This window comes from Shewanella algicola (assembly GCF_014648035.1).
In the GTDB taxonomy this organism is placed as follows: Bacteria; Pseudomonadota; Gammaproteobacteria; order Enterobacterales; family Shewanellaceae; genus Shewanella; species Shewanella algicola.
Map to the genome: position 1 here is coordinate 1 of NZ_BMQI01000021.1, position 26,755 is coordinate 26,755.

The 26,755-nt window shown below is 40.4% G+C and carries 19 protein-coding genes; 11 read left to right on the forward strand and 8 right to left on the reverse strand.

Annotated features, from left to right (window positions below; all coding sequences use genetic code 11):
- Positions 1–10: 10 nt before the first annotated feature.
- Entirely contained in the window at positions 11–976 is a 966-nt protein-coding gene (locus IEY42_RS10590) for a GGDEF domain-containing protein (protein ID WP_188925198.1), read from the reverse strand.
- A gap of 338 nt (positions 977–1,314) precedes the next feature.
- The gene (locus tag IEY42_RS10595) at positions 1,315–1,878 is read right to left on the reverse strand and encodes a TetR/AcrR family transcriptional regulator (protein ID WP_188925199.1); all 564 of its coding nucleotides are present in this window, start codon (positions 1,876–1,878) and stop codon (positions 1,315–1,317) included.
- A gap of 580 nt (positions 1,879–2,458) precedes the next feature.
- Here IEY42_RS10595 and IEY42_RS10600 point away from each other — a divergent pair.
- The gene (locus tag IEY42_RS10600) at positions 2,459–7,324 is read left to right on the forward strand and encodes a PAS domain S-box protein (protein ID WP_188925200.1); all 4,866 of its coding nucleotides are present in this window, start codon (positions 2,459–2,461) and stop codon (positions 7,322–7,324) included.
- A gap of 3 nt (positions 7,325–7,327) precedes the next feature.
- On the forward strand, positions 7,328–8,287 hold the full coding sequence (locus IEY42_RS10605; protein ID WP_188925201.1) for a diguanylate cyclase: 960 nt from the start codon (positions 7,328–7,330) through the stop codon (positions 8,285–8,287).
- A gap of 33 nt (positions 8,288–8,320) precedes the next feature.
- On the opposite strand, the gene IEY42_RS10610 is transcribed toward IEY42_RS10605, so the two are convergent.
- Positions 8,321–9,295, reverse strand: coding sequence for a DUF3187 family protein (locus IEY42_RS10610; RefSeq protein ID WP_229780012.1), 975 nt, complete (start codon positions 9,293–9,295; stop codon positions 8,321–8,323).
- Positions 9,296–9,866: 571 nt separating this feature from the next.
- Here IEY42_RS10610 and IEY42_RS10615 point away from each other — a divergent pair.
- The gene (locus IEY42_RS10615; protein ID WP_188925202.1) at positions 9,867–10,205 is read left to right on the forward strand and encodes a hypothetical protein; all 339 of its coding nucleotides are present in this window, start codon (positions 9,867–9,869) and stop codon (positions 10,203–10,205) included.
- Positions 10,206–10,244: 39 nt separating this feature from the next.
- Here IEY42_RS10615 and IEY42_RS10620 read toward each other — a convergent pair whose 3' ends face one another.
- Positions 10,245–10,556, reverse strand: a complete 312-nt coding sequence (locus IEY42_RS10620; RefSeq protein ID WP_188919029.1) for an EscU/YscU/HrcU family type III secretion system export apparatus switch protein — start codon at positions 10,554–10,556, stop codon at positions 10,245–10,247.
- Between the two features lie 3 nt (positions 10,557–10,559).
- Positions 10,560–12,950: a hypothetical protein gene (locus IEY42_RS10625; protein ID WP_188925203.1), complete on the reverse strand. Its 2,391-nt coding sequence runs from the start codon at positions 12,948–12,950 to the stop codon at positions 10,560–10,562.
- 332 nt (positions 12,951–13,282) lie between these two features.
- Here IEY42_RS10625 and IEY42_RS10630 point away from each other — a divergent pair, with 332 nt between their 5' ends.
- Together IEY42_RS10630 and IEY42_RS10635 are read left to right on the forward strand one after the other, a co-directional pair.
- Positions 13,283–14,062: an MlaA family lipoprotein gene (locus IEY42_RS10630; RefSeq protein WP_188925204.1), complete on the forward strand. Its 780-nt coding sequence runs from the start codon at positions 13,283–13,285 to the stop codon at positions 14,060–14,062.
- Between the two features lie 45 nt (positions 14,063–14,107).
- Complete coding sequence (locus tag IEY42_RS10635) at positions 14,108–15,229, forward strand: response regulator (RefSeq protein WP_188925205.1); 1,122 nt, start codon at positions 14,108–14,110, stop codon at positions 15,227–15,229.
- A gap of 99 nt (positions 15,230–15,328) precedes the next feature.
- Here the strand turns inward: IEY42_RS10635 and IEY42_RS10640 are convergent, their stop codons facing one another.
- Positions 15,329–16,837, reverse strand: coding sequence for a peptide MFS transporter (locus IEY42_RS10640; RefSeq protein ID WP_188925206.1), 1,509 nt, complete (start codon positions 16,835–16,837; stop codon positions 15,329–15,331).
- 531 nt (positions 16,838–17,368) lie between these two features.
- Between IEY42_RS10640 and IEY42_RS10645 the strand changes: the two genes are divergently transcribed.
- The 5 genes from IEY42_RS10645 to IEY42_RS10665 all read left to right on the forward strand — a co-directional run bounded on the left by IEY42_RS10645 (position 17,369) and on the right by IEY42_RS10665 (position 21,183).
- Positions 17,369–18,016 (forward strand): OmpA family protein, encoded by a 648-nt coding sequence (locus IEY42_RS10645; protein WP_188925207.1) that lies wholly within the window; start codon positions 17,369–17,371, stop codon positions 18,014–18,016.
- Positions 18,017–18,041: 25 nt separating this feature from the next.
- Positions 18,042–18,875 carry a mechanosensitive ion channel family protein gene (locus tag IEY42_RS10650; protein WP_188925208.1) on the forward strand — a complete coding sequence of 278 codons (834 nt, stop codon included), beginning with the start codon at positions 18,042–18,044 and terminating at the stop codon, positions 18,873–18,875.
- Between the two features lie 65 nt (positions 18,876–18,940).
- Entirely contained in the window at positions 18,941–19,531 is a 591-nt protein-coding gene (gene tpx / locus IEY42_RS10655) for a thiol peroxidase (protein ID WP_188925209.1), read from the forward strand.
- Positions 19,532–19,577: 46 nt separating this feature from the next.
- The gene (ltaE, locus tag IEY42_RS10660; protein ID WP_188925210.1) at positions 19,578–20,588 is read left to right on the forward strand and encodes a low-specificity L-threonine aldolase; all 1,011 of its coding nucleotides are present in this window, start codon (positions 19,578–19,580) and stop codon (positions 20,586–20,588) included.
- Positions 20,589–20,814: 226 nt separating this feature from the next.
- Entirely contained in the window at positions 20,815–21,183 is a 369-nt protein-coding gene (locus tag IEY42_RS10665) for an acyl-CoA thioesterase (RefSeq protein WP_188918998.1), read from the forward strand.
- Positions 21,184–21,271: 88 nt separating this feature from the next.
- Here IEY42_RS10665 and IEY42_RS10670 read toward each other — a convergent pair whose 3' ends face one another.
- Both IEY42_RS10670 and yiaY read right to left on the reverse strand, forming a co-directional pair.
- Complete coding sequence (locus IEY42_RS10670; protein ID WP_188925211.1) at positions 21,272–21,637, reverse strand: cytoplasmic protein; 366 nt, start codon at positions 21,635–21,637, stop codon at positions 21,272–21,274.
- A 225-nt stretch (positions 21,638–21,862) separates the two neighbouring features.
- Entirely contained in the window at positions 21,863–23,011 is a 1,149-nt protein-coding gene (gene yiaY / locus IEY42_RS10675; protein ID WP_188925212.1) for an L-threonine dehydrogenase, read from the reverse strand.
- A 598-nt stretch (positions 23,012–23,609) separates the two neighbouring features.
- Between yiaY and IEY42_RS10680 the strand changes: the two genes are divergently transcribed.
- Positions 23,610–26,675 (forward strand): EAL domain-containing protein, encoded by a 3,066-nt coding sequence (locus IEY42_RS10680; RefSeq protein ID WP_373292820.1) that lies wholly within the window; start codon positions 23,610–23,612, stop codon positions 26,673–26,675.
- Positions 26,676–26,755 lie beyond the last annotated feature (80 nt).

Genomic DNA, 26,755 nt, shown 5'->3' on the forward strand with positions numbered 1-26,755 from the left:
TGCGTGGAATTTAAGTGTTCACGATAAAACCGGAATCGGTGTTCACCATCACCGGAATACGCAGTTTAACAAAGTCGATGGTGAATTGCTCAACGCTGCTGCGGATTTTTTCAGCAATGATGCTCGCTTGCTCTGCCGAGGTTTGCGGCAGAATAATTAAAAACTCTTCTCCGCCCCAACGGGCGACACAATCTTGTTGTCGAACTTGTTCTTTAAAGAGGGCTGATAATTCAGTCAGCACCATGTCTCCACCATTGTGGCCGTATTTGTCGTTAACCAATTTAAAGTGGTCTAAATCGCACAATAATACCGATAACGGTTCATTGTTACGCTGCAACCTTGATTTTTCTTGTTCTAAAATGGCGGCGGCGTTGCGTCTGTTGGCTAATTTGGTGAGTGGATCGCGCATGGCCAGTTCTTGGTATTGTCTGCTGAGCTCAAGTGCATTTATGTAGGATTGCATTCTGGAGTATTCATACAGGGCAGATAAAAATGACATGGTTAAAAACGACAAGATAAGTCGCAAGGTGTAACTGTTACTGTATTGCGCATGTTCAATGATGTGTTGTGGTAAAAAGATGATGATACAAATAATCATTATAAAGATGAATAGGTTAAATAATCCATTGCGAAGCCCTAATACATAAACAGACACTGGCGCGACAATAAAAATCCATAAGGGACCTGTGTGCTCGACTCCACCGCTAAAAACGAGGTAAAACATTAATAAATAGAGCGAATAAATGACCAGTGTCGAGCCGATTTTTAGCTCGAATTGATTGACAGAAAAAAACGCGATTAAATAAATTGTACTGGCGACAAATAATACGACAGAGAGCGTGGTGTTTTGACCAAATAAGCTGAGTAACCCCATTAAAAAGGTAATAGACATGCCAACCAGCGAAAACAAGGTAATGATCCGAGCTTGCTGTTGCTCGCCGGTGCTGTTTTGGTGCTGTTTGATGAATGTACGCAATAGGTAATCCTTTAAGTATGATAGAACTCAAAGTCGACTTAGAAATGAGTCAAGTTACTCGTAAATAGACTAAAATGTAACGCTATGTGTTATCTGTTCAGGTTGCCACAAAACGGTGATTTATCCAATGTAATTTGCATGTAATTGGTGTGCCTAACAGATAAAGCGGATGATTAAGATGTCCAATTGAAAGGGTAAAAACTAATATTGGTGTGAATTCATGCCATTGATTGAGTCGATTGTATTGTGAGCAGTCTGACAGATAGAACAATATAACTTTCAGGCAATTAATTGCCTGAAAGTTATATTGTTAAGCAATTATGAGTATTTATTGCGCATTAATGCTCATTTAACCAGGGCAGCAATGCGTTAAATGTTTGGGTGATTGTATTGGCCGAGTCTGCCTGGTAACCGTATATACGAATACCAAAAATCACTGTCATCAGTTGTGCTGCATATGCTTTAGCCAGTTCGTCGCTATAAACGCGACTGAGGTATTCGGTATAGATTTTTTCTATGTTGGACAATTGCATCGATGCAAACTGGTATAGGCTATTGCCTTGTGATGCTAATTCGAGCTGAGTCTTGATCAAAAAACAGCCACAGTAATCACACGCTTTTGATTGTTCGACTAAATCAGCCAATATTTGCTTGATACCCTCATTAACGTTTTCGGTATCGGCCATTTTTTTGTGAATAGCACCGATTGAAGCTGTGGCATAGCGAGCCAATGCTTCCTGAAACAGCTTCTCTTTACTTTCAAATTCATGATAGATGCTGCCAGGTTTTAACCCTGTGGCTTTAGTGATTTGCTGGATGCTTGATGCGGCATAACCTTGTTGCCAAAATAAACTAATAACGTTGTCTAATACGTCTTCTCGCTGATAATTTTTCTTTGCCATTTCAGCCCCCTCGTTGATACCACTGACACTATAATTCGCATGATACCATTGTTTGAATGACTGTTCAAAAAACAGCTCGTGTCTCAATTTATAATAATTATTAAGAGAGCCTGTTCGAGTTAGGTGTGGCTGACAATATTGTCAGCCACACCTTCGCTCTTAGCCAAGCATCAATGAGTATGCTTTTGATAAATTGCATTGGTCAGCTGTGGTTAATAAGTAAGGTAAAAGCGATGGTTAATACTACATTATGCAAATTGATGCTCTTGCGAAGACAATTGTTAGACATTAACGCTTAGACGATAAGTGATAATAGTAAAAATCATGAAGGTTACTGCATCAGGAGTCTTTATTGTTTTTGGGGGAATTTTTTTTCATATGGATTAGATTAGGCGTTGCACATGCATACAGAGTGTTGATTTGTCTAATGCTTATTTAGCTATAAGTGTTTAATTCGTGCGAAAAGTTAAAGTTAACTCATGTTGTGTATTAAAAAAACTATGTTTTTCAATGTGTAGCTTGTAAAAAAATGGGTTATCGTCCACAGTTAAACTCCCTTGGCCTGAAACTCATCATAAACATGACCAGATTTGCTAATTATAGAAACGTGCTTAAATTGGGTATCGGAGTATTTGCTTTTGGCTTAGTCATTAGTGTTGGTGTCGCTTTAAGTGTTAAAAATAAGAACAATAGCATCATTGTTAATGAACTTAAGGGCGTCACAGAGCAAGTGACAAATAATATTACCGATCGTATTCAGTTGTATCAGTATGGTTTACGCAGTGCGCGCGGGATTATTTTTACTGCTGGAGAAGAGGGCATTAATCGGCAAGAGTTTCATAAATACAGTTTGACGCGTGATATTGATGATGAGTTTCCTGGTGCTAGAGGGTTTGGTTTTATTCGTCGCGTCAGTGCTGCTGAAGAAAACAAATTTATTAGTGCAGCGCAATTAGATGATTGGCCAACCTTTAATACTCGGCAGCTCAACGTTCACAATGACGAGCGCTATATCATTCAGTATATTGAACCCGTAGAGCGGAACTATTCCGCTATCGGTTTAGATATCGCCTCTGAAGCAAACCGTAAAAAAGCCGCCTTAGATGCTATTTTAACTGGTGAGGTCAGATTAACTGGGCCTATCACTTTAGTGCAGGCAACAGGTAATCCATTACAAGCATTTTTGATTTTGATGCCAATCTATCGAAGTGGCGGCACCCCTGAGTTACCTGCTTTAAGGGAACAGCAGGCTTTTGGCTGGAGTTATGCCCCACTGGTAGCCAATGAAGTTTTTGAAGATTTATCTTTATCACGACCAAACACTAAGTTATTGGTTAAAGATATTACCGATACTGCCAATATTGTGACTTTTTATGAAACTCATATCGATGACTCAAGCCCATTAACTGAACATATAGTGACTGTCGAACGTGAGGTTTTTGGTCGGCATTGGCAACTGTCGCTAGTGGCTTACCCCAATTTTGTTAATGGATTTCATTTAACCTCGCCTAATATTGTGTTCACGTACGGCTTCATTTTGAGTTTGCTGCTGGCATCTTTTATTGCATTTTATAACTATACCTTAGGTCGAAAGCAGCTCGTATTAGCTGATAATGAACGACGAGCCAATATTTTAGAGCACTCGCAAGATGCCATTATTAGTTATGATTGTGACGGAGTGGTCACTGGGTGGAACCAAGGCGCAGAGCTTATCTTTGGTTACACCAATGACGAGGTTGTTGGCCATAAAGGACATGGTTTTATTGTTGCAGACGAAGGGCAAAGCCAAGAAAACGCACTTTTTGAACAAGTGGTAAAGGGTAAACCATTATTGAACTTTATTGGCCACCATAAGCGTAAAGATAATGAGTTACTCACAACCACTATGACCTCATTAGCTATTTATAATGAATTTGGTGTGATTACTGGGGTAAGCCAGACTATTCGAGACATTACCGCGCAACAAAACGCAGAAAAACAAATTTTAAGCCTAAATGCCAGCCTTGAACTAAAAGTCACTGAGCGCACACAAGCTTTGCAGCAAGCTCTTTCTGAAAATAAAACCTTACTCGATAATATAAACCAACAACTTTTATATTCTGAAACAGATAAAGATGGCGTGATATTAGCGGTTAACGATTATTTTTGTATTGCCTCTGGCTATACTCGTGCGCAGATGATTGGTCAAAAGCATTCTATTTTAAAATCGGGTCAACACGATGATGCATTTTGGAAAGACATGTGGGAAACCGTTATTAATGGTGATAGTTGGCACGGCGAAGTGTGCAACCATGATAAGCAAGGGGGGGCGAAATGGTTTGATACAGTCATCACTCCGATCCTTGATAACAATGGCGAATTAGAACGTTGTATTGCCTTGCGAATTGATATTACCGAGCGTAAACACACTCAACTTGAAAACCTTAAACTGACCTCATTATTGACCAATGTACTTGCTGCAGCATCCGAAATTGCCATTATTTCAACTGACAACGATGGTGTGATTACCATGTTCAACCGCGGTGCAGAATTATTGTTAGGTTATAGTGCGAGTGAGATTGTGGGTAAAATGAGTCCGGCAATATTACATGTGCCTGCCGAAATTAGACAACGCGGTAAAGAGTTAACTGAGGAATTTGGCGAAGAGATCAGTGCATTTGATGTGATGATTTACAAGCCCAGAAATTTTGGCCCAGAGACACGCACTTGGACTTATGTCCGCAAAGACTTTACCCAATGTCAGGTGTCGTTATCGGTGACGGCAATGCGTAATGAGTCTGGTGAACTTATAGGTTACCTTGGCGTTGCTGTTAATATTGATACGATGTTGAAGCAGCAAGAAGCGTTAGTGTCGGCGAGTAATCAATTGATAAAGGCTGCCGATGTTGCAGAGCTGGGTATATGGGACTTAGATTTATTGACGGATGACTTGCAATGGAACGATCGTATGTTTGTGATGTACGATTATCCTCTGGAGATAAAGGAATACGGCCTTAATTATCGACATTGGCAACAACGTATTCACCCGGATGATCTTTATATGGCGGAGCAAGCATTACAGCAAGCCATTGAGACCCACTCAACTTATGAGCCGACGTTTAGGATTATCAATCGTGCGGATCAGGTGCGCTATATCCATGCCGGCGCGCAAATCAGTTATGATAAAATGGGCAAAGCGATACGTGTTGTTGGGATTAATCGTGATATTACTGAACAGCGTGAATTAGAGCAAACGTTACGGTTAGCCAAACAGGCTGCCGATGCGGCAAGTGCTGCCAAGTCAGCATTTTTAGCGAATATGAGCCATGAAATTCGCACACCCATGAATGCGGTATTGGGCATGCTTCAGTTAGTACAACATTCCGATATGACTCGCCAACAACTTGATTATGTGACCAAAGCAGAAATTGCCGCAAAATCCTTGTTAGGGTTACTGAATGACATTTTAGATTTCTCCAAAATCGATGCGGGTAAGCTTGATCTTGATCTTCATCCATTTCAAATGGAAACCTTGATGCGTGAACTGGCGGTAATGTTGGCGACCAATGTTCACAGTAAAAATCTAGAAGTTATTTTTGATCTTGACCCAGAGATTCCTTACCTAATAGAAGGTGATGAGCTGCGCTTAAGGCAAGTATTGTTAAACCTTGCTGGTAATGCCATTAAGTTTACCTCACAGGGCCATGTGATTGTTGGGGTGCATTGTCATCAGCTTACCCAGGATGAAGTGACACTCACTATTACTGTGTCAGACAGCGGCATCGGGATCAGCAAAGAGCAAGCCGATAAAATATTCCAAGGCTTTGTACAAGCAGAATCATCCACTTCAAGGCGATTTGGTGGCACTGGGTTGGGGCTTGCTATCACGAAACGTTTAGTGGACCTGATGGGCGGAGAATTAACATTAACCAGTGAGTTAGAGCACGGCAGTCGTTTTGGGTTTGAGTTGTCTTTTACAGTAGTCGAGATGAAAAATACCCATCTAGAAATTGATTTACAAGATAAAAACATCCTGATAGTTGATGACAGTAAAATGAGCCGTAAAATTTTATCAAAAACACTGATGGCTCATGGTGCTTATGTTAACGAAGCAGGTAACAGTAAACAGGCCATTAATCTTATTAATCAGAGCTTACATGCCACCAACCATTATGACGTGATTATTATGGACTGGCGTATGCCTGACATGGATGGTTTAGCGACAGCACGACATATTCAATCGATGTTTCCAGAAGGTGTAGCCCCTGCCATTATTATGCTAACGGCTTATGGCTCTGAGGTAATGAAGCAAACCAAACAATATAAGCAACAACCATTTGTGAACATGTTAACCAAGCCGATTACGGCGAACTTAATGCTTGAGGCGGTACATCAGGCTATTAGCGGTGAAGAAATACCGTTAGAAACTAAAAAAGTGACTCATCTTACCTTGCAAGGCATCAAAGTTCTTGTCGTGGAGGACAATCAACTCAATCGCCAAGTTATTGATGAATTATTACGCTTGCAAGGTGCTGTGGTGACATTAGCAACCGGTGGGAGAGAAGGGGTTGAATGGGTCACTCATTCTGATAAATTATTTGATATTGTGATTATGGATATGCAAATGCCTGACATGGACGGTTTAGAAGCGACACGGATTATTCGTGCCGACGGTCGTTTTGCTGAGTTACCGATTTTAGCCATGACAGCTAATGCCTCTGTAGCGGATAAAGCGTTATGTTTAGAAGCTGGGATGAATGAACATATTGGTAAACCTATCGACATGACATTATTATTACCTTGCATGTTGGGTCTATTGGGCCGCGAATCAAAAACATTACAAATTGCAGAACAGGCGTTATTGTCTGACAGCCAAAGTGACAGCGATGATGTACTTGAAAACCCAGAGTCGATATTGCGTCGCTTTGGTGGTGAACTCGCCTTTTTTATTGATGTGAAACACCATTTTGCAATTGAAATGTCTGAACAATTAGCGTTACTCACTCAAGCTTTTGAGCGAGGTGATAACGATGCCATTAATATTATTGCTCATACGATAAAAGGTACTGCAAGCAATATCGGTGCAAAAAGACTTGCTGCTTTTGCAGAACAATTAGAGCGTTCGGTCAAAAATACTGATAGTGTTGATGCCAGTGATTATGTCAATCAAATGCAGGGGCAAATAAACGATAGCTTGCTTATGTTAGATACTTTGTTTCCCGATGACGTCATTTCGACAAACGATGTGGATAAATCTCAACATTTGCCGATAGAGAGTATTGAAACTGATAAAAAGGCTAAACTGATGACATTATTAGTGGAACAGAACCTTGATGCGATTGACTATCTTGAAAACATGCTAAGCAATGTTGCTGCGGATAAACAGTGGTTAAGGTTAAGCACCCAAGTAAGTCAATTGGAGTTTTTAGACGCTATTGATACCCTAACGTCGATTATGAAGGAGTAATGCGTGTTCATTGATGAGTATGTTTTGGGGGCTTCCCCTGAGAAATGTAAGATTTTGCTTGTTGATGATCAGGTCGTCAACATCAAAATACTGCATCAACTATTACAAGATGATTATGATATTTACATGGCTCGTGATGGTCATCAAGCCATAGACATGTGTAACAAAGTGAAGCCTGATCTGGTGTTATTAGACATTGAAATGCCAATCTTAAATGGTTTTGATGTGTGCGCGCATTTAAAAAATGATCCCAACACTCAAGACATTGCTGTTATTTTTATTTCAGGTCACTTTGATGAAGATAAAGAGGTTAAAGGTTTTAAGCTTGGTGCGGTTGATTTTATTCACAAACCAATAAACCCTGTTATTACCAAAGCGCGAGTTAAAAATCAGATTAAGTTGAAGTCACAGTCTGATTTATTACGCTCAATTGCATTGTTAGATGGATTAACCGGTGTCGCGAATCGACGTAGCTTTGAACAGGTGCTGCCTGTTAACTGGTTACAATGCAGCCGTGAGCAACAACCGTTAACGATGATTTTATTAGATATTGATTTCTTTAAGTCGTTTAATGATACCTACGGCCATACCGAAGGAGACGTGTGCTTGCGACAAGTGGCACAAAAAATTCATGATACGGTTAACCGCCCTTACGATTTAGTTGCTCGCTATGGCGGTGAAGAGTTTGTCTGTATTTTGCCTAATACCGATTTGATTGGTGGGACTTATGTCGCTCAACAAATTGTCGACAGTATTGTGTCACTTAAAATAGCCCACGAAAGCTCACAAGTGTCGAGTTATGTCACCATCAGTGCGGGTGTTGCAACCATAGTGCCTACCCGTGATGTGTCGGCTAATATCCTTATTGAAGCCGCAGATAAACAACTTTATTTAGCTAAGAACCGTGGCAGAAACAGAGTGCTAGGTGCAGAGGTTATGGCAGCAGAGCTAGCCACTGTTTAGAGAGTTAAACAGGGCAATATAATGCCCTGTTGATCAAAATTTCTGACGGTAGCCTAGCGTATACGCAATATCTGCACTGTTATCCATATTTTCAAAGTTTTCAACCAGAGTGAATTCAATTGCACTGGTGTTTAAGTAGTAACGGTAACCGAGTAAAGCTTCATGAGACGCATCAGAGAAGTTTTCATCCCAGCTTACCAATCCTGCATATCTGTGTATTTCTGCTAACCAACCGTGGCGACCACTACGATATTCATAGCCAATCGCAATCGTGGTGAAACGGTCGTCATAACTATTGGTTGATATCGACTCGGTGTCTTCAATAAAACTGACTCCCAAGCTTGAATTCACATGATGTGGACCATTTTTGTAGCTGTAGTTTATTTGAATACTTTGCGCAAACGAATCTTCAGCAAATGGGCCACTGTCGACAGATTTTAAATATAGGCTAGCACCAATAGATAACCCATGATGTTCACTTTGTAGGAGCTGGTAACCTAAGTATGCCGTTATGGCGTTTTCGAGGGTTTCACCGCTTAAATCGTCAATGTGAATGCCATACTTATCTGAATGAATTTGGTTTTGATGCTTGGCTTGATCTTGACGACCATTTTGGTCAAATCCAAACGCGTCATGAAACCACATTGTGAGAGAGTCTAAATGATTATCAGCACTAAATCCCCAGCGATAATTAATATCTAACATTAACGCATCAGACATCTGCCACTTTATGCCACCCGTGAGAGTATTTTGGTAGTAATCGGCCAACAGTACATCTGACTCAGACCACATGCTCCCAATGTTGGCCGTGATATACCATTCTTTCTGGTCATTGGGTAATGAGAATCCTGAGCGCAACAATGGGCTGTGGTTTATTGATTGCATAGGGGATTGAGCATAAACCCTTAATGGGCCGTAATCGTCAAAGTCTACCATCTGAGCTTGAGCAGCTGGAACGACTGCTAACCCTGAAAGTGTAACTAACAAGTTGGCTTTTATTGACATCATCTCTCTCTTTTGTTACGTATGATCTTGTTCAGCTTTAATACTGTTATTGACTCGGTGAAGCTGTATTGCGACGGGTAAAATCATCAAAGTTGAAGTGTGCACTATAGTTGTGCGCAATGTAAAATAAAACAGTCAAAAATGAACTAAATATTCCGATAAATTATATCAAGCATTAACTCGATCACATCGTTGTAGATGTCAATTCGTTTAACGGATCTAATTATATAGTATGTAAATATCACTTACATTATGTAAATTATTGATTGTGTGCTGTAAAAAAGCTATAAGTTTTGTCATCTGCACAGTTTTGTAGCGCTCACTTTTATTATTGATATAGTGACGGTTTGAAATGGACGAAACACTTATAAATGGAATTTATAATGGATTGTATTGCGCGGTACTTTTGTGGTGCCTTTGCCGTTAGCTCAAATGCTGGCGGTCTTATCTCTGAGCTTAAATCTAAATATCTTGTGATAAATGGTTGCTTGGCTCGGTCTTTTACTCTTAATGGTCGGCTCGTTTTTACTAAAGCGAACATTGTTTGTGTTTATCACAGATTAACGGAGTAGTGATGGACTTTATTTTGTTGTTAGGCTTGCTGGTAATCGTCATACCTTTGCAAATGCTGCTGGATATCATCATCGAAAATAATACTCGTTTTGAATATAAAAGCGGTGATTATGTGTTGGCGTTTATCCCGTTATTGACGTTTTTTTACCCTGAACACTACCTCTACAGCTTTATCTCACTGGCCTTTATTGTGCTATACGGTATTTCATTACGATTTTACGCCTCATTTAATGATTGGCTTGCATTTGACCAAGACCGTTTGGCGGAACTCTGTTTAAGTGGTCTAGGTTTGGGGGGACTGTTTATTGTCGCTAAGTTTAGCTATCAATTTTTGTTGTAGTCAAACAGCTGAAACAACTTACGTTTGTTGAGCATGTTGCTATGCCTGAGCAACTATTTTTTGATGAAGGTTACTCCATTGCTCTGGGAATTTACCGTCTAGCATATAAACAAATGCAATTAATTCCGCAATGAGTAAATAAAGTTCTTTGGGGATTTCTTCGCCAAGCTCGAGTAACTGTAAAAACTCGCTTAAATGTGGGTCTTGATGAATGTGGATCCCTGCACTTTTGGCGATGGCAATGATTTCATCAGCGACTAAGTCCTTACCTGTGGCGGTAATCTTTGGTGCACTAATGCCGTCGAAGCTGAGTGCGACTGCTTGTTGTGTTTTTTTTGATTCATCATTCATGGTTTATGCCCTTGTTTTAACCAGATAATGGTCGCCAGGTAATAATGTGGCAGGAATGTGGGTTAACTGCGAGCTAAACGTCCCAGGGGTCAGACCTATTTGGCTAATTTTTGTGGCCAGTGCGCCATTAAATTTATCGACTCTTTCGAGTAGAGATTGGCTGTTACCTTTAAATTGAATATCTAACTTATCCGCTTTCTTATGGGCACAAATAAGCAATGAACCCTGTGCTAGGTTAAATTTTAACTGTAATTTCCAGCCGCCTTTCTCTTGGTCTTGCTCGCTGTCATGTTCAAATTTGCCTTCAAACTGTTCATCACGCTGATTTATTGAATAAGGTAATGCAAAGTACCAGGTCATCGCTTGATTTTGATCTGTGCTCGCTTGTTGGTACATAGCAATACTGTTGGCAAGTTGAGCCATTGAGTCAGCGCCACCGAGTTTATCCAGCGCACCAAGCAAGCTAGAGTTTCCGGTTAATTTTGCTAAGGTTCGCTGCTGTAATTGAGCTAAATGATCTTGTAATTTTGCACTGATGCCTGAGCTGTTTGATTGGACTTTCACGCCAAGTAGCAGTTGAAACAATGTTGTGATGGCCCCGCCAGAATAAAGTGGAGAGCTTGCAGAGTTTGAAGGCAGAATAGATTGAGCAAGGTTTAAACTGGCAAGGCTGTGGAGTTCATGGCTCAGTAAATGTGGGTCGCTTAATGCACTTAATGGATGTGGGCTCATTTGCGGTAAATGTTTTAATAATTCCGTGGCTAAGCTATTGGGCAGTTGTAAATTTTGCTGTTGTTTTATTGGCATTGCTCCCGCTTTAGATAAAGCTTTATTGAGCACTTCTATTGGCTGGGGATCTTTGTTTACTGTTTGCGTAGATTGAGCTGCATCATTAGTGACTGAGATATTTGCCACGGGAGGAATGCTCTGAGTTGCTTGGGGTGCTTGGGGTACTTGAGCATTCGAAGTTGTTTGTGTCGTTTGAATGCTTGGAGTTGTTTGTGTTGCTTGTGCCGTTGATATTGTTTGAGGATTCTGAACCACTGACATAGTTGCTGACGATATGGAAGAATTGGTATGACTGGTTGTTAATTGTTGTCCTGACACTTTTTGAGTGTGATGACCAATATCTGTTGGTGTTATATGTTGACCACCTTGTCGTCCCTGTGGCTTTATCGCTGACGTTTGCTGCGAACTTTGTTGTTCATTGCCACTGTTCGTTTTTATGCCTGTGCTTGCTGATGTCACAACGGTTGTCGATAAATTAACGGGTATTTCTTTTGCTGCACTGACACCAGTATTACCATTACCAATGCTTAGCCCTATCTCAGGGCGACTGCCTAATCCGTTAGCAATATTACTCGTGCTGTTAGCACCTGAAATCGCGATATTACGACTGGCTTGTTGAGCCGAATTAACGACATCGTTTGTACTTGTACTGCCTGTTGCAGGCTTACTTTGATTGATACTGTTTTGATTAATGGTGTTTTGATTTATGCCACTTTGATTAACAGGAGTTTTTGGGCTATTAGTGCTCGGCAATGGGGTCGCTTCAAGCTTTTTTAAAAATTGGCTGAGGATTTGTGCCGGCTCATTTTTGGTTAAAACCACATTGTTAGACTGTAAATCAGGCATGGCAGCTGCTTGTTTTACCAAGTCTACATTAACTTTTGCTACAACGGGGGTAAGTGCGAGTTGTAACTGTTGCTGATTAACAACTACTTTAGCAAGGTATTGGCCTTCACTCAGGGCAATAGTATGAGGCAACTTAATGCTTGGACCATCGGTAAAGGTGAGCAGTCCTTGAGAGATTTGCGCTGTCGGTAGGGTGTAACCTTGTGGGCGAGAGGCTAATGATGATAGCTGCTGAGTCGACACCCCATTTTGTTGGGCTAGTTCCGTTAACGATGTCGGTAACGTTAAGTTAATAGTCTGTGCCAATAACACCAGTTGCGTTGAAATGACACTAACAGCTGGCTGGTTTACTGTCACCGCAGGAGCAAACTGTTGCGGCATGTTGGTGGGTTGAGCCGTATTCGTTCCTTGAGTTAAGGCTAGATTAGCAGCTTTAGTTACCGCTTTTGCTTGCTCGCTGGTAATCACTACTTGAGCGGTTTGTTGTAATAATTTTTGTAATTCAGCGGTCTTTGTCAGTTGATATTGTTGATTTTGAATGGTGATATCAAGATCCGTCGACACCGTCGTTTGTGGTTGTTGTAGTTTTACAGGTAATAACACAGCAGCAAGATCTGATGTTGCTTTGGGGGTTGCGGTGCTTGCTACAGTTGCTTGCTTTTGTTGAATATCAGGCGACACTTGTTGACTTGCATTCGCCACTTTTGGCGTTGCAGGGCTGGGTGTAGTTGTAGTTATGTTTGTAGGTGGCACCGCCATATAAATCCTATTAAGCGAACATTTTGCACAATAATCAAACCGATTAACCTAACACTGAATTTATTTTCATTTACAAATTTTTGTTTGATATTGTCAACAGTATAAGTATCCTTAGCGCTCTTGTTACCTTTTATTGGGGCAATTTAATTCATGCCATGTGGATAGTTGCTGGTAACAAGACAAAGCTAACCCGCTATTGAGAGAACAAACAACAAGGCTACGCCTTGCTTTAGCCGGTTAAATTATATCGACTTGAACAGAAATTGCTTTAATAAAAAGACAAAATTAGCAGTTTATTGAGCAGTCCCTTTTGTCATTTTTAAGAGAGTGTTATGAAGTATAAATGGATATTACTTCAGGCGTTTGTTGTGTTAAGTATGCCTGTGTATGCTCAAGATGACGCGCCTCAAGTTACCCAAGAATCATCACCCGCAATTGAAATCACTTATAACGATCCTCGAGATCCGTTTGAGGGATTTAACCGCACTATGTGGGATTTCAACTATTTGTATGTTGATCAATATATTTTAAGACCCGTTGCTCATGGCTATAAAGATTATGTGCCGCATCCCATTAAAACGGGTATTAATAATTTTGTATACAACCTAGAAGAGCCCAGCTCACTTATTAACAATACCTTACAAGGTAAATGGATGTGGGCTGCCAATGCGGGGGGCCGTTTTACGGTTAACACTACGATTGGTTTGCTCGGTGTTATTGATGTGGCCGATATGATGGGAATGCACCGTAAACAAGACGCCTTTAATGAAGTGTTAGGGTATTACGGTGTTCCGAATGGTCCGTATTTTATGGCACCGTTTTATGGCCCTTTTGTGACAAGAGAAATCGCATCAGATTGGGTGGATAGTCTATACTTTCCTTTATCCGAGTTAACTTTTTGGCAATCGGTATTGAAATGGGGTCTCAAAGGCTTGCACTCTCGTGCTGAAGCAATTGACCAAGAAAGGTTATTAGACAATGCTCTCGATCCATACGCATTTGTAAAAGACGCTTACTTACAGCATATGGACTACAAAGTGTATGATGGCGACATGCCTGTTAATCAAGAAAACGATGAGTTACTTGACGAATACCTTGATGAGCTAGATTAGCTGGGGCTATACATCCCCCAGCAGACACTTCTGCGGGGTTGTTGTATGGCGTTAACTGATGTCGAAATCCTTTTTGTTGAAGATGATCCTATATTTCGTCATGTGGTTGCAGACTTTTTGCAAGGTCAGGGAGCTAAAGTGCACCTCGCTCATGACGGTAAAGAGGGGATCGCACTTTTTTCTCAAACAACGTTTGATATTGTTATTGCTGACCTAGGCTTGCCTGGGCTCGGTGGTTTGCCCATGCTGAGGCAAATGCAAGATATCAATCCCGCCGTGCCCTCTATTGTGATTTCTGCTAATGATGTAATGGCCGATGTTGTCGAAGCATTAAGAATTGGCGCTAGCGACTATCTAACCAAGCCGGTTGCCGATTTGTTCATAATTGAACAGGCCATTATTCAAGCGATGTTAACCGCTGCGACACCAATGAATGCAAGCGGCCAAACTCACTTGCACGAAATGAATGAGCTGTCTTACCTAGAGTTAACCGATAACCTACAATTGCTTGAACAAAATGCTCAAGCCGCTAAGAGTGTACAACAACAACTTTTCCCCGCGTCACACATCCTTTATCCCAGGGCTGTTATTGATTACAGCTTATTTAAAAACAATGATGTCAGTGCATATTTTATTGATTCAACCATGGTAGGCGACAGTCATTTAGTCATGTATATGGCGCATTTTCATCCTGAAGATAACAGCGCAGCATTTGGCTGTGTATTGCTTAAAAGTTTCATCAATCAAAAGCTAAAGCTGTTTCGTAACGGTTTGAGCACCACACTAATTGAACCTGATAACATGCTGGGCTATTTAAATAAGCGTATGGTGAGGTCGGGTTTACATATTCTCACTGATATCATCTATGTTTGTGTTGATTTGCAACAGTACACGGTGTCTGTGGGGCAGGCAGGCAATGGCTTACGGTGTTACCTACGCCATGATAATCATTTAATGCCGTTAGTGTTACCTAGCGCATTGCAATTGGGCGATGTGAATTGGCATCAAGCAGGCGTGCAAAGACGAACATTGTTGAACGATGAAAAACTGTGCATTGGTACGTATCATCAACAACATAAACAACAGTTATTGGAAAACCGTTTTACCGGGCTGGTTTATCAAACCGATATTAATGCGGGTGGCTTTATGCAGTTGTCTTGTCACTAGTGAAATGACTGGATAAAAAAATCCCCTCACAAGTTAACTTGGAGGGGATTTTTATTAGTGATGATATGTTGTTAAGCCATCACTTCAATGTCGATTTTATTAACGCTTAATTGCTTCATGTTCAGCGGTAACAGCAATCTCTCCTTCTAGCGCTTGCTCTTCAGTGTCATGCTTGCTTTCAGCGCCATGCATCCAGTCAACCAATTTATCTGACATTAAGTACAAGATAATCGCAGAGATAGTCGCGGTAATCGCGATACCGGCAAAGATAGCCATTGCGTTTGCTAATTGTTCTTCAACTGCGCCGCCATGGCCAATTAATGAACCTACTAAACCACCAATTTTGTTTGCTGCTGCAATGAATAAGAACCAAGCTCCCATCATTAATGAAGCAATACGCAGTGGAGCAAGCTTAGTTACCATTGATAAACCAATGGGTGATAAACATAGCTCACCCATAGTGTGGAAGAAGTAAGCTCCCACTAACCACCACATGCTTGACTTAACAGAAGCGTCGCCGCCCATTTCTAGTACAGCACCCATCATGAATAAAAAGCCAACAGCTAATAGGAATAAACCTAAAGCAAACTTAATTGGCGAGTTAGGTTCATTTTTACCTAATTTAATCCAAATTGAGGCAATAACTGGTGCAAATACAACAATGAAAATAGCATTCAGTGATTGGAAGTAAGTTGTTGGCACTTCCCATGAGCCAATCATGCGGTCTGTGAAGTTGTTGGTGAACAAGTTCATTAACCCACCGGCTTGCTCAAAACCAGCCCAGAAGATAATGGTAAATAAACCCATAACCATAATGACTTTAATACGGTCACGTTCAACTTTAGTTAACGGCTCTTTACGAGTATTGCCTTCAGCAGCATTTTTACTTTGCTCTAATTTGGCTGCTGGAACAGTACCGATATCACCAAGTAGTTTTTGTGCAAAGAAGAATTGAATGATTAACGAAATGATCATACCAACACCAGCACAGAAGAAGCCTGCTTGCCAGTTGTTGATAAATACGCTTTGTCCATCAATCACAACTTCGTGACCGAATGAAGTATAAGCCCAGGCAACAATAAAGCCTGAAAGCGCAGCACCAATGTTGATACCCATGTAGAAAATGGTAAATGCACCGTCGCGGCGATGATCGCCCGCAGGGTATAAATCACCAACCATAGTAGAGATGTTTGGTTTAAATAGACCGTTACCTAAGATTAAGGTACCTAAACCAATATAAAACATGGTGGTTTCTAAACCAGGCATCCAGCTATGTGGAGCGGCTAAGGTAAATTGACCCGCGGCCATTAAGAAGCCACCGATATAAATCGCTTTACGTTGGCCTAAAACGTTATCTGCTAACCATCCACCAATAAGTGGGGTTAAATAAACAAGACCCGTAAATGTACCGTATAAAGATAATGCATCAGCTTCAGTCCAGCCTAAGCCGCCTCCAGCTTGGTCACTTTGTACTTTATCGACTAAATAAAGTACCAAGATCGCACGCATAGCATAGTAACTAAAACGTTCCCATAATTCCGTTGTAAACAGTAAGAACAGCCCTTTAGGGTGTCCAAACATTGTTCCTTGTGGTTTTGCTTCACTCATTAAGTCTTCCACCTTAAGCTTGTGATTGCCTGTGCGAAAATGTCGACACAGAAATAGTTTGTTTGCATTTTATCGTCTAGCAGTGCCAGTAAAACACCCTCTTAATAAAAGAGAATACTTAAAGTAAAACACCGTTTAGCGACTTTATTGGTTAATTTTTATAAGAAATAATGTCATTTTGATGCTAAAAGCTGACCAAACACCAAAAAGCTAACCTTATATACCCTTTTAGGGGCGTTAAAGTCAATGTTAATGGGGGGAACAGAGAGGTTGAGCGTGTTAGGAATTGTTTCAAGGTAAAAAATAAAAACACTTGTTTGTTAATGGTTTGTGCAAAATTAGCGCAATTAAGTTACGTGTGTCGGTTCGGTTTTTACGTTTATGGCCGATAAACTTATGATGTTTCATGGTGTTGACATTAAACTTGCTTTGCAAGGTATTGATTATTAAGTATTGTCTTTTAATTCTAGCTAGAAACCGTTAATATACGCCTTATTAACATATCTCGATGCTATGTCGAAGGGGGCTTTAATGATTATTGTTCGAACTTTGACATTGATCTTGTTTGGTTGTTTTGTCACCAGTGCGTTTGCTTGGGTTGATAGCGACTTTGATGGCGTGCCTGATAAAAAAGATGCCTGCAAAGATACGCCTGCCAATACTGTGGTTATGGCTAACGGCTGTATTGATACCGACATTATTATCGTTGATGAAGATGCCGAAGACGACGATGAGTTTGACGAAGCAGAAATCGGCGCCACCATTACCAATAATGCCGCGTTAATTGCCGAGCAGTGCCGTCAACAACCCGATGTGAATGTCGCGGTTGATTGTTTCGGATCAATTCTTCAACCCGTCTACTTTGATTTCGATAAATCCAATGTATTACTGACCCAGCGTCCTACTTTAGTTAGGGTGCAGCAATATATCGAATTGCATCCTCAAGTGAGCATTCGTTTAGAAGGGCATACGGATAATATTGGTAATGATGCGGTTAACATGACGTTATCGCTAAAAAGAGCAGAATCAATAAAACAATTATTGATTAATGATTATCAGTTTCTACCAACATCCATTGAGGTTGTTGGTATGAGTAACAAAAAACCGGCAGCGGATAACGCCACAATAGAAGGGCGTCAGCGTAACCGGAGAGTTGAGTTCATCATTTCGGCAGAATAATTCTGCTTATTTAAGGGAGAGAAAAATGGAACACCTAGAAGGTTTAGACGGACTAATAGAGAAAGCACCAGAGTTCTTTATGACATATGGTCTAAAAGCGTTAGCAGCAATTGTTATATTTATTATTGGTAAATATCTTGCTGGAGTTGCAAAACGCTTAACCGTTAAAGTGTTAAATAACCGTAAGGTTGATGCAACAGTAGTGTCTTTCGTGGCTAACTTATCGTGGGCATTGGTATTTATATTTACCATTATTGCCACTCTGGGTCAGGTAGGTGTACAAACTGCGTCACTTGTTGCCGTTATTGGTGCTGCAGGTTTAGCTGTTGGTTTAGCATTACAAGGTTCTTTATCGAACTTTGCGTCAGGCGTGTTGATGGTGTTATTCCGTCCATGTCGTGTGGGTGACTTTATTGAAGCTGCAGGTACTGCAGGTGTAGTTGATGAAATTACTATTTTCTCTACACGTTTACGTACAGGTGACAACAAAATCATTATCGCGCCAAACTCAGCCATCATGAACGGTACAATTACTAATTATTCTGCATTAGAAAAGCGTCGTATCGATTTAACGATTGGTGTGTCTTACACTGCTGACATCGCGACAACCAAAAAAGTGATTGCCGATGTCTTAGATAACCACTCATTAGTAATGAAAGATCCTGGTTACACAATTGGTTTAGCTGAACTTGCTGATTCATCTATTAACTTTGTGGTACGTCCTTGGGTTAGCACTGGTGACTACTGGCCAGTTCGCTTTGAATTGCTTGAGCAAATCAAAAATGCACTCGATGCAGCTGAAATCGAAATTCCATTTCCACAAATGGATTTACATGTAAAAGAAGTTCCAGCAAAATAATTTGCGGGCGCTATGTTTACTAACAAAAAAACCAGCAATTGCTGGTTTTTTTATCAGGAGTTTTTATGAAACTAATTTCTCGTTTAGCTATAACGGCAGTATTATCCACTTTTTTGTTGGGATCGTTGGCCTTTGCTGGTGAAAAAACCATGATTACAATGGGAGGAACTCCGGTTGCCCTCGAAGGTAAAATACCGAGTATAAATAGCCCTGCGCCATTGTTTAAAGTTGTTGATGAAAAATTTAACCCAGTGAGTTTAAGCGATTTTAAAGGCAAGACAGTGCTGATTAGTGCCGTACCGAGTTTAGATACTGGTGTTTGTGCATTACAAACCAAACGTTTTAATAAAGAGTTTGCTAACTTTGGCGCAGATGTCGTGATGCTAACCGTAAGTGAAGACTTACCTTTTGCCCAAAAACGTTTTTGCCAAACTGAAAACGTAGACAAAATTAAAGTCCTGTCTGATTCGGTATGGCGTGATTTTGGTGAAAAATACGGTTTATTGATTAAAGACCGTGGTTTATTAGCGCGATCGATTTTTATTATTGATGCGCAAGGCATATTGAAATATCACGAACTGGTTGCAGAAGTGAGTGAACACCCAAATTATGATGCAGCATTAACCGCACTTGCAGACATTGCCGCTGTTCAATAATATTTTCGTCGGCCCAATATTAGCCTTTGATAAAATAGAGTAATCCATGATTGATTTTCGAAGTGATACCGTTACTAAACCAACTCAAGCGATGCGTGCTGCAATGGCACAAGCTGAAGTGGGTGATGATGTATACGGTGATGACCCCACAGTTAACAGCTTGCAAGAGATGGCCGCAGACATGTTTGGCTTTGATGGTGCATTATTTGTCAGCTCTGGCACTCAAGCTAATTTACTTGCCTTAATGGCTCACTGTGAAAGAGGTGACGAGTATCTCTGTGGTCAGCAAGCACATAATTATAAATTTGAAGGTGGCGGTGCTGCCGTTTTAGGCAGTATTCAGCCTCAACCTCTGAATAACCAAGCTGATGGCAGTATTTTACTCACTGACATAGAAGCGGCAATTAAGCCTGATGATGTGCACTTTGCTCACACTCGATTGTTGAGCTTAGAGAACACCATCGGTGGTAAAGTGCTTCCCCAAGATTATTTGGCAGCGGCACAGAGCTTGGCTTTTAATCGAGGCCTTAAAATACACCTTGATGGTGCACGAGTGGCTAACGCAGCGGTTGCTCAAGGCATTAATATGAGTGAGATTACTCAGTATTTTGACTCTGTATCTATTTGCTTGTCTAAAGGGTTATGTGCGCCGATAGGGTCGATTTTACTGGGTGATGAACGGTTAATAGCTAAGGCGACTCGTTGGCGTAAAATGCTCGGTGGCGGCATGCGTCAAGCGGGTATTATTGCAGCGGCGGCAAAATTAGCCCTGACAGATCAAGTGGAGCGTTTAGCAGAAGATCATTATAACGCTAAGCTTTTAGCGCAAATGTTAGTAGAAATACCAGAACTTACGGTTGATATGAGTTTAGTGCAAACCAATATGGTGTTTGCCACCTTGTCTGAACATATTAACTCACAATCGCTGGCACGAACGCTTGCGAATAAAGGCATATTGCTGAGCCCGAGCCATCAATTACGCTTAGTGACTCACAATGATATTAATACCGCAGACATTAGTATTTTTGTTAATGCTTTGAAGCAAGCTATCCGCTAGTTAAGTAAAGCGAAATTGATTTCAATAATACACAGTCGCTATCCCGGTCTGTGTATTTTTTTGGTGCGAAGTTGCATTTAATTTGAGCAATATAATTCAATTATTCATCTCTTTATTTTTATTGTATTGATTTTAAACAATTAAAATATTTGGCCTGATCGTTGCTACTCATTATGAGGTATATGCCTAAAGGGCATTAATTAATGGATTAACACGCGAGGTCCTTATGAAATATTTTACACGTCATATTGTTATGCCTATTCATCTTAATAGTAGCCAAACCCTATGTTGCGGGCAGCTATTAAGCTGGGTAAATGAAGAAGCGACTATTTTTGCCAGTTGCCAAATGCGCAGTCAGTTTCATATTGCTAAAGTGATTTCTGAAATTAACTTCATGGCGCCAGCCCATGTTGGCGATATTGTTGAGTTTGGTTTTGAATTGGTTAGCTTAGGGCAGAGTTCGGTGACAGTGCGTTGTAAAATCCGCAATAAAGTGAATCACGCGCCAATCGCCTTTATCGATAAAATGGTGTTTGTGAATATTAATGAAAATGGTTTGCCTATTCCACATGGTATGCGAGCGAATGCTGCTTAAATGGCAAAAAAGGAGCAAATAAACGGAATTATTTGCTCCTTAAGAAATGCCTAGCCATACAACAATATCACTAGGTTAAAAAATGGGTTTATTCAACTTTAGCGATACGGTGTTGATAGTCTTCAATTAAATGATTCATGATTTCATTGGGTGAGGCATCTTGGCAACATTGGTCCAGCAGGATTTTAAACGTGACTAAAGCATGGCCATCATTTTTTAAGCGACTACTTTGCATTGCAAAATAAGCTTCTTCATTGTCAGCTTTTCTCACTACAAATTGATTGAGTTCAAAAGACTTTGTGCCAGAAATATTATGCCATTTGGTGATGCGGTCTAACGCGATTTCACATGATTGATTAACTTCGATATGGTTGAGCCATGTTGCGGGTTGTTCATTTTCTTTATAGTGCGGGCATCGAACGGTGTAATTATATACATGAGTGATTGCTGTCATTATTTACCTACCTATTCGCTATCTAAGTGATTTCATCATAGTCTTTATTTTTTGTTTTGGTCAATGCTTATTTCGAGAACTTAGACCTATGCATCACTTTTTGCTGAATTATAAATAAGTTATTGTCATCATTAGATATTTGCTTTAAAAGCCGATAGTTCACTGCTCATAAAAATAACGCTCACAGCATGCTGCGAGCGTTAAAAGTAAAGCTAAATTTAACCTTTATAATGCGTTAGTAAAAATTTGGCAGATTTCTTCATGGGTTGCTTGTTTAGGATTAGTAAAACCACAAGCATCTTTTAATGCGTTATCTGCAAGAGTTGGAATATCTTCCGCTTTTACGCCGAGTTCGGTTAAGTTAGCCGGAATATTTACTGCTGCTGATAAGGTTTTTATTGCTTCGATAGCCGCTTGTGCCCCTTGCTCTGCAGACATTGAACTCACATCAACGCCCATGGCTTTAGCGACATCATTTAAACGCTCAGGCACCACTTGTGCATTGTAAGTTTGTACATGAGGTAACAGTAATGCGTTACAGACACCGTGTGGTAAATCATAAAAACCACCCAATTGATGCGCCATAGCATGCACGTAACCTAGGCTGGCATTATTAAAGGCCATACCCGCTAAAAACTGAGCGTAAGCCATGTTTTCTCTAGCGTTAATGTCATCACCTTTTTTAACCGCATTTACGAGGTTGGCTTTTATTAACTCAATGGCTTTAACGGCGCAAGCATCGGTAATCGGATTTGCCGCAATAGACACATAAGCTTCAATTGCATGGGTTAATGCATCCATACCGGTTGCAGCGGTAAGTGATGCTGGTTTTTCTAACATCAATTCTGGATCGTTTACCGATAAAATTGGCGTGGTGTTTTTGTCTACAATCGCCATTTTAATGTGTCTAGCTTCGTCGGTAATAATGCAAAAGCGTGTCATTTCGCTTGCCGTGCCTGCCGTAGTATTAATGGCGACTAAAGGCATTTGCGGTTTGGTTGAGACATCGACTCCTTCGTAGTCTTTAATTTGACCGCCATTGGTTGCCACTAAGGCAATCCCTTTAGCGCAATCGTGCGGCGAGCCGCCACCTAATGAAATAATAAAATCACATTGGTTACTGGTGAGCAACTCTAGCCCAGCGGCGACATTGCCGGTTGTTGGGTTAGGTTGAACACCGTCAAAAATAACCACCTCAATACCTTGGGTATTAAGCTTGTCTTGTACTCTAGCTACAAGGCCAATACTGACGAGTGGTTTGTCGGTCACGATTAATGCTTTAGTAAACCCAAATGCTTTAATGTCATTGATTGCCTCATCAACACTGCCTTGGCCAAGAATATTGACACTTGGAATAAAGAATTTAGTCGCCATAAGTTGTACCCCTTTATTTTAATTTTAAATCTTATTTGTAGTAAAAGTACCAATATGGTCCGATGTGTTTTGTGATTTAACGCAAAATATCGATCTGAAACGCATTAAATATATGTTCTTTTACTACATGGGTCATGATTTTTGCTGAAGTGTGATCTAATGATATTTTTGTTTGCCGATGAAATTAACGCTTTAATGATATATTGTTACTAACATGATGATATTGCTATCATTGGTGAGGCAAATATGCGGTTTAATCGTTGGTCATCGTTGAAGATGTAATCACCATATTGCGGCGGTTGTTTGCGTGATAACGCACAAAAATGAGACGTAAGGCGTGAGATGATAAACATTACACGTCGATATTTATCCTTTGCAAATCATACATGAAATAATTTAAGGCATGAGCATTGACTCGGACGGTAATATTTTCCGTTAAGCTATTGGCAGAGATTCATTATTTTTGATTTCTTTATCTGCTTTCATGCGGTATAAGTAATTCAGGGATCAAGACTCTGGCTCGATTCTGCTACACTAAATAAAGGCTGCTAGGATGCAATTAAGCTCGATAGGGATGCGTAAGGGAATTGTGTAGATGATCAATCTGAATATTTTTTTGTCATTTTGTGAAAATGCCGCGCTATTATTAGCGTTGGTATACCTGTATTCGCTTTTCCCCTCATATCAACGCCAATCTCACCTCACACTATGGCAACTCGGTATGGGTGTCTTGATCGGCATTATTGGCGTTATCATCATGATGACGCCATTAGTGTTTGAGCAAGGCTTGTTATTTGATACTCGTTCAGTGTTATTGTGCTTATCGGGGTTATTTTTTGGTTTTGTGCCTACATTAATCGCCGCAAGTTGCATGGCCTTATATCGCTATAATTTAGCGGGTACTGGGATGTTTGTTGGCATTGCGATGTTATGTTTCAGCGGTTTATTTGGCTTGGTCTGGCGTCATTTTGCTAAACGCAAACTGGATGATATTAGCTACTTGAGCTTTTATTTATCTGGGTTAGCACTCCACTTCTTGTTGTTATTATCTCTTCTATTACTGCCCATTGAGCTTGGTATCGATGCTATTAAGGTTGTTGCCATTCCCATTTTGGTTATTTTCCCTATTTTGACCATGGTTATTGGCCGCTTGTTTAGCTCTGTGGTGTTTCGTGAACGCGATATGCAGGTGAGGTTGCAAGAAGACTTTTTGTTTAACAGCCAATTTGATATTGGCAACATAGGTATTTCAATTACCTCTAAAGCCAAATATTGGCTCAAAGTGAACCCTTATTTGTGTGAAATGTTCGGTTATAGCGAAAGTGAATTAAAGGCGCTTACCTGGGAAGAATTAACCTATCCTGATGACTTAAACAAAGATTTATTGCTTTACGACAAAATGGTTAAAGGCCTATTAGACGAGTATGAGATTGATAAGCGGTTTGTTGCGAAAGATGGTTCGATTGTTTACACCCATGTCACCGTAGTATGTCGACGTAATACTGACAATAATGGTTTTTTAGTGATTGCAGGCTTTTTAGATATCACTCAGCATAAATTAGCTGAAAGTGCATTATTACAGAGCAAAGAGCAGTTAGATTTGGTGCTCGACAGCAGTGAACTTGGGGTATGGGATTGGGATCTCGCTCAACACACAATGAACACCAATCGCTTCAGCGCCGACATTTTACGCTGTACAACTGAGGCGTTAAATGAACACCCTAAAATGTGGCTTGATGCAATTCAACCAATTGATAAAATAAAGTTTTTGCGTTCTATTTGTGATATTCGTTTAGGCCATACGATTAATCAAAGAATTGAATATCAATTGACTAATTTACAGGGCGAAACGCGCTGGATATTGCAAACGGGTAAGGTGGTTGACGTAAACGATAAAGGTCAACCATTGCGAGTGTGTGGCACGGTAAGTGATATCACTGACATTAAACAGTTTGAAGAGTCATTAAGTGTGGCGGCATCCGTATATCAAAACTCCAGTGAAGCAATGAGTGTATTCACTGCTGAAGGTATTATTATAGACTCTAACCCGGCATTTTCGCTGATTACTGGTTTTAATCGAGATGAAATCCAGGGGCAAAACTTACGTATTTTTCAGTCTGAATTACAACCTCGGAAATTTTACGACCAGCTTGATAAACAACTCAATCAGTTAGGTCGTTGGCACGGTGAAGTCTGGATGCGGCGCAAAAATGGCGAAAACTACCTCATTTTATTAACCATAAATGCCATCAGCAAAACCAAAGCGCATAAGGCCAGATTTGTTGCGCTGTTTTCTGACATCACAGAAAAAAAACAAACAGAAGAGTTAATATGGCGCCAAGCCAATTATGACGCATTAACGGGATTACCTAATCGTAGAATGTTAATGGAGTTTCTCAGTAATGAAGTGCTGCATGGCGACAGGCAACATAACCATTTTGCGTTGATGTTTTTAGACTTAGATTATTTTAAAGAAATAAACGACACGCTGGGTCATGATATGGGCGATGTCTTGTTGTTAGAAACCGCAGAGCGTTTAAAAAGTTGTGTGCGCGAATCAGATGTTGTGGCACGTTTAGGCGGCGACGAATTCACGGTTGTGTTAACCAATTTAGATGATAACCATGGTGTTGAGCGCGTTGCGGGGCAAATGCTTAAACGTTTAGCTGAACCTTATACATTAGGTGAACAAACGGCCTACATTAGCGGCAGTATCGGGATAACCTTATTCCCTGATGATGCAACGACCACCGAAGCACTGCTTAAAAACGCAGATCAAGCGATGTATTCTGCTAAAACCCACGGACGAAATCGATTTAACTATTTCACGCCCGCCATGCAAAGTGATGCTCAAAAGCGTATGGAGTTGGTACAAGAGTTAAAAAATGCCATTATTCAGCAGCAATTCGAACTGTATTATCAACCGATTGTGAATTTAACCAACGAAAAAGTGATAAAAGCAGAAGCCCTTATACGCTGGAAGCATCCAACAATAGGATTTATACCGCCCGCTGATTTTATTCCTATTGCAGAAGAAACAGGAATGATTATTGAGATTGGTAATTGGGTATTTAACCAAGCAGTTAAACAATCTGCACGATGGACAGAAATGTTTAATGCCGATATTCAAATCAGCATTAATAAATCACCTGTACAATTTAAAGATGAAACCATCGATGTGCAGGATTGGCTGTCACAAATAACTGAGCACCATGTCAATCCAAGTCGCATCTGTATTGAAATTACCGAAGGTTTACTCCTCGATAAAGAGCAAAATGTAGAGGCTAAGTTGATGGCTTATCGTGACGCAGGGCTTGAGGTGTCATTAGACGATTTTGGTACCGGTTACTCATCACTTTCTTATTTACGCAAATTTAATATCGATTATCTTAAGATAGATAAATCTTTTGTGAACAGCTTAATGCCAGACAGTAACGATTTAAGCCTATGTGAAGCGATAATTGTGATGGCGCATAAATTAGGTATGAAAGTCATTGCTGAAGGCATTGAAACAGAGCAGCAGCGAGCGTTACTTGAGTTTGCCGGTTGTGACTATGGCCAAGGGTATTGGTTTTCGCATGCTTTATGTCATGAAGAGTTTGAGCAAAAATACTTGCAACAACGCGCTGAACCTATTCAGATAAACCAATTTACTGGCCGGTAATATTATCCATTTCAGTCAATTCTGCTTTGAACATACTCATCTGCATACCTTAATTGAAAATAGTTAATACGCTCGGAGAT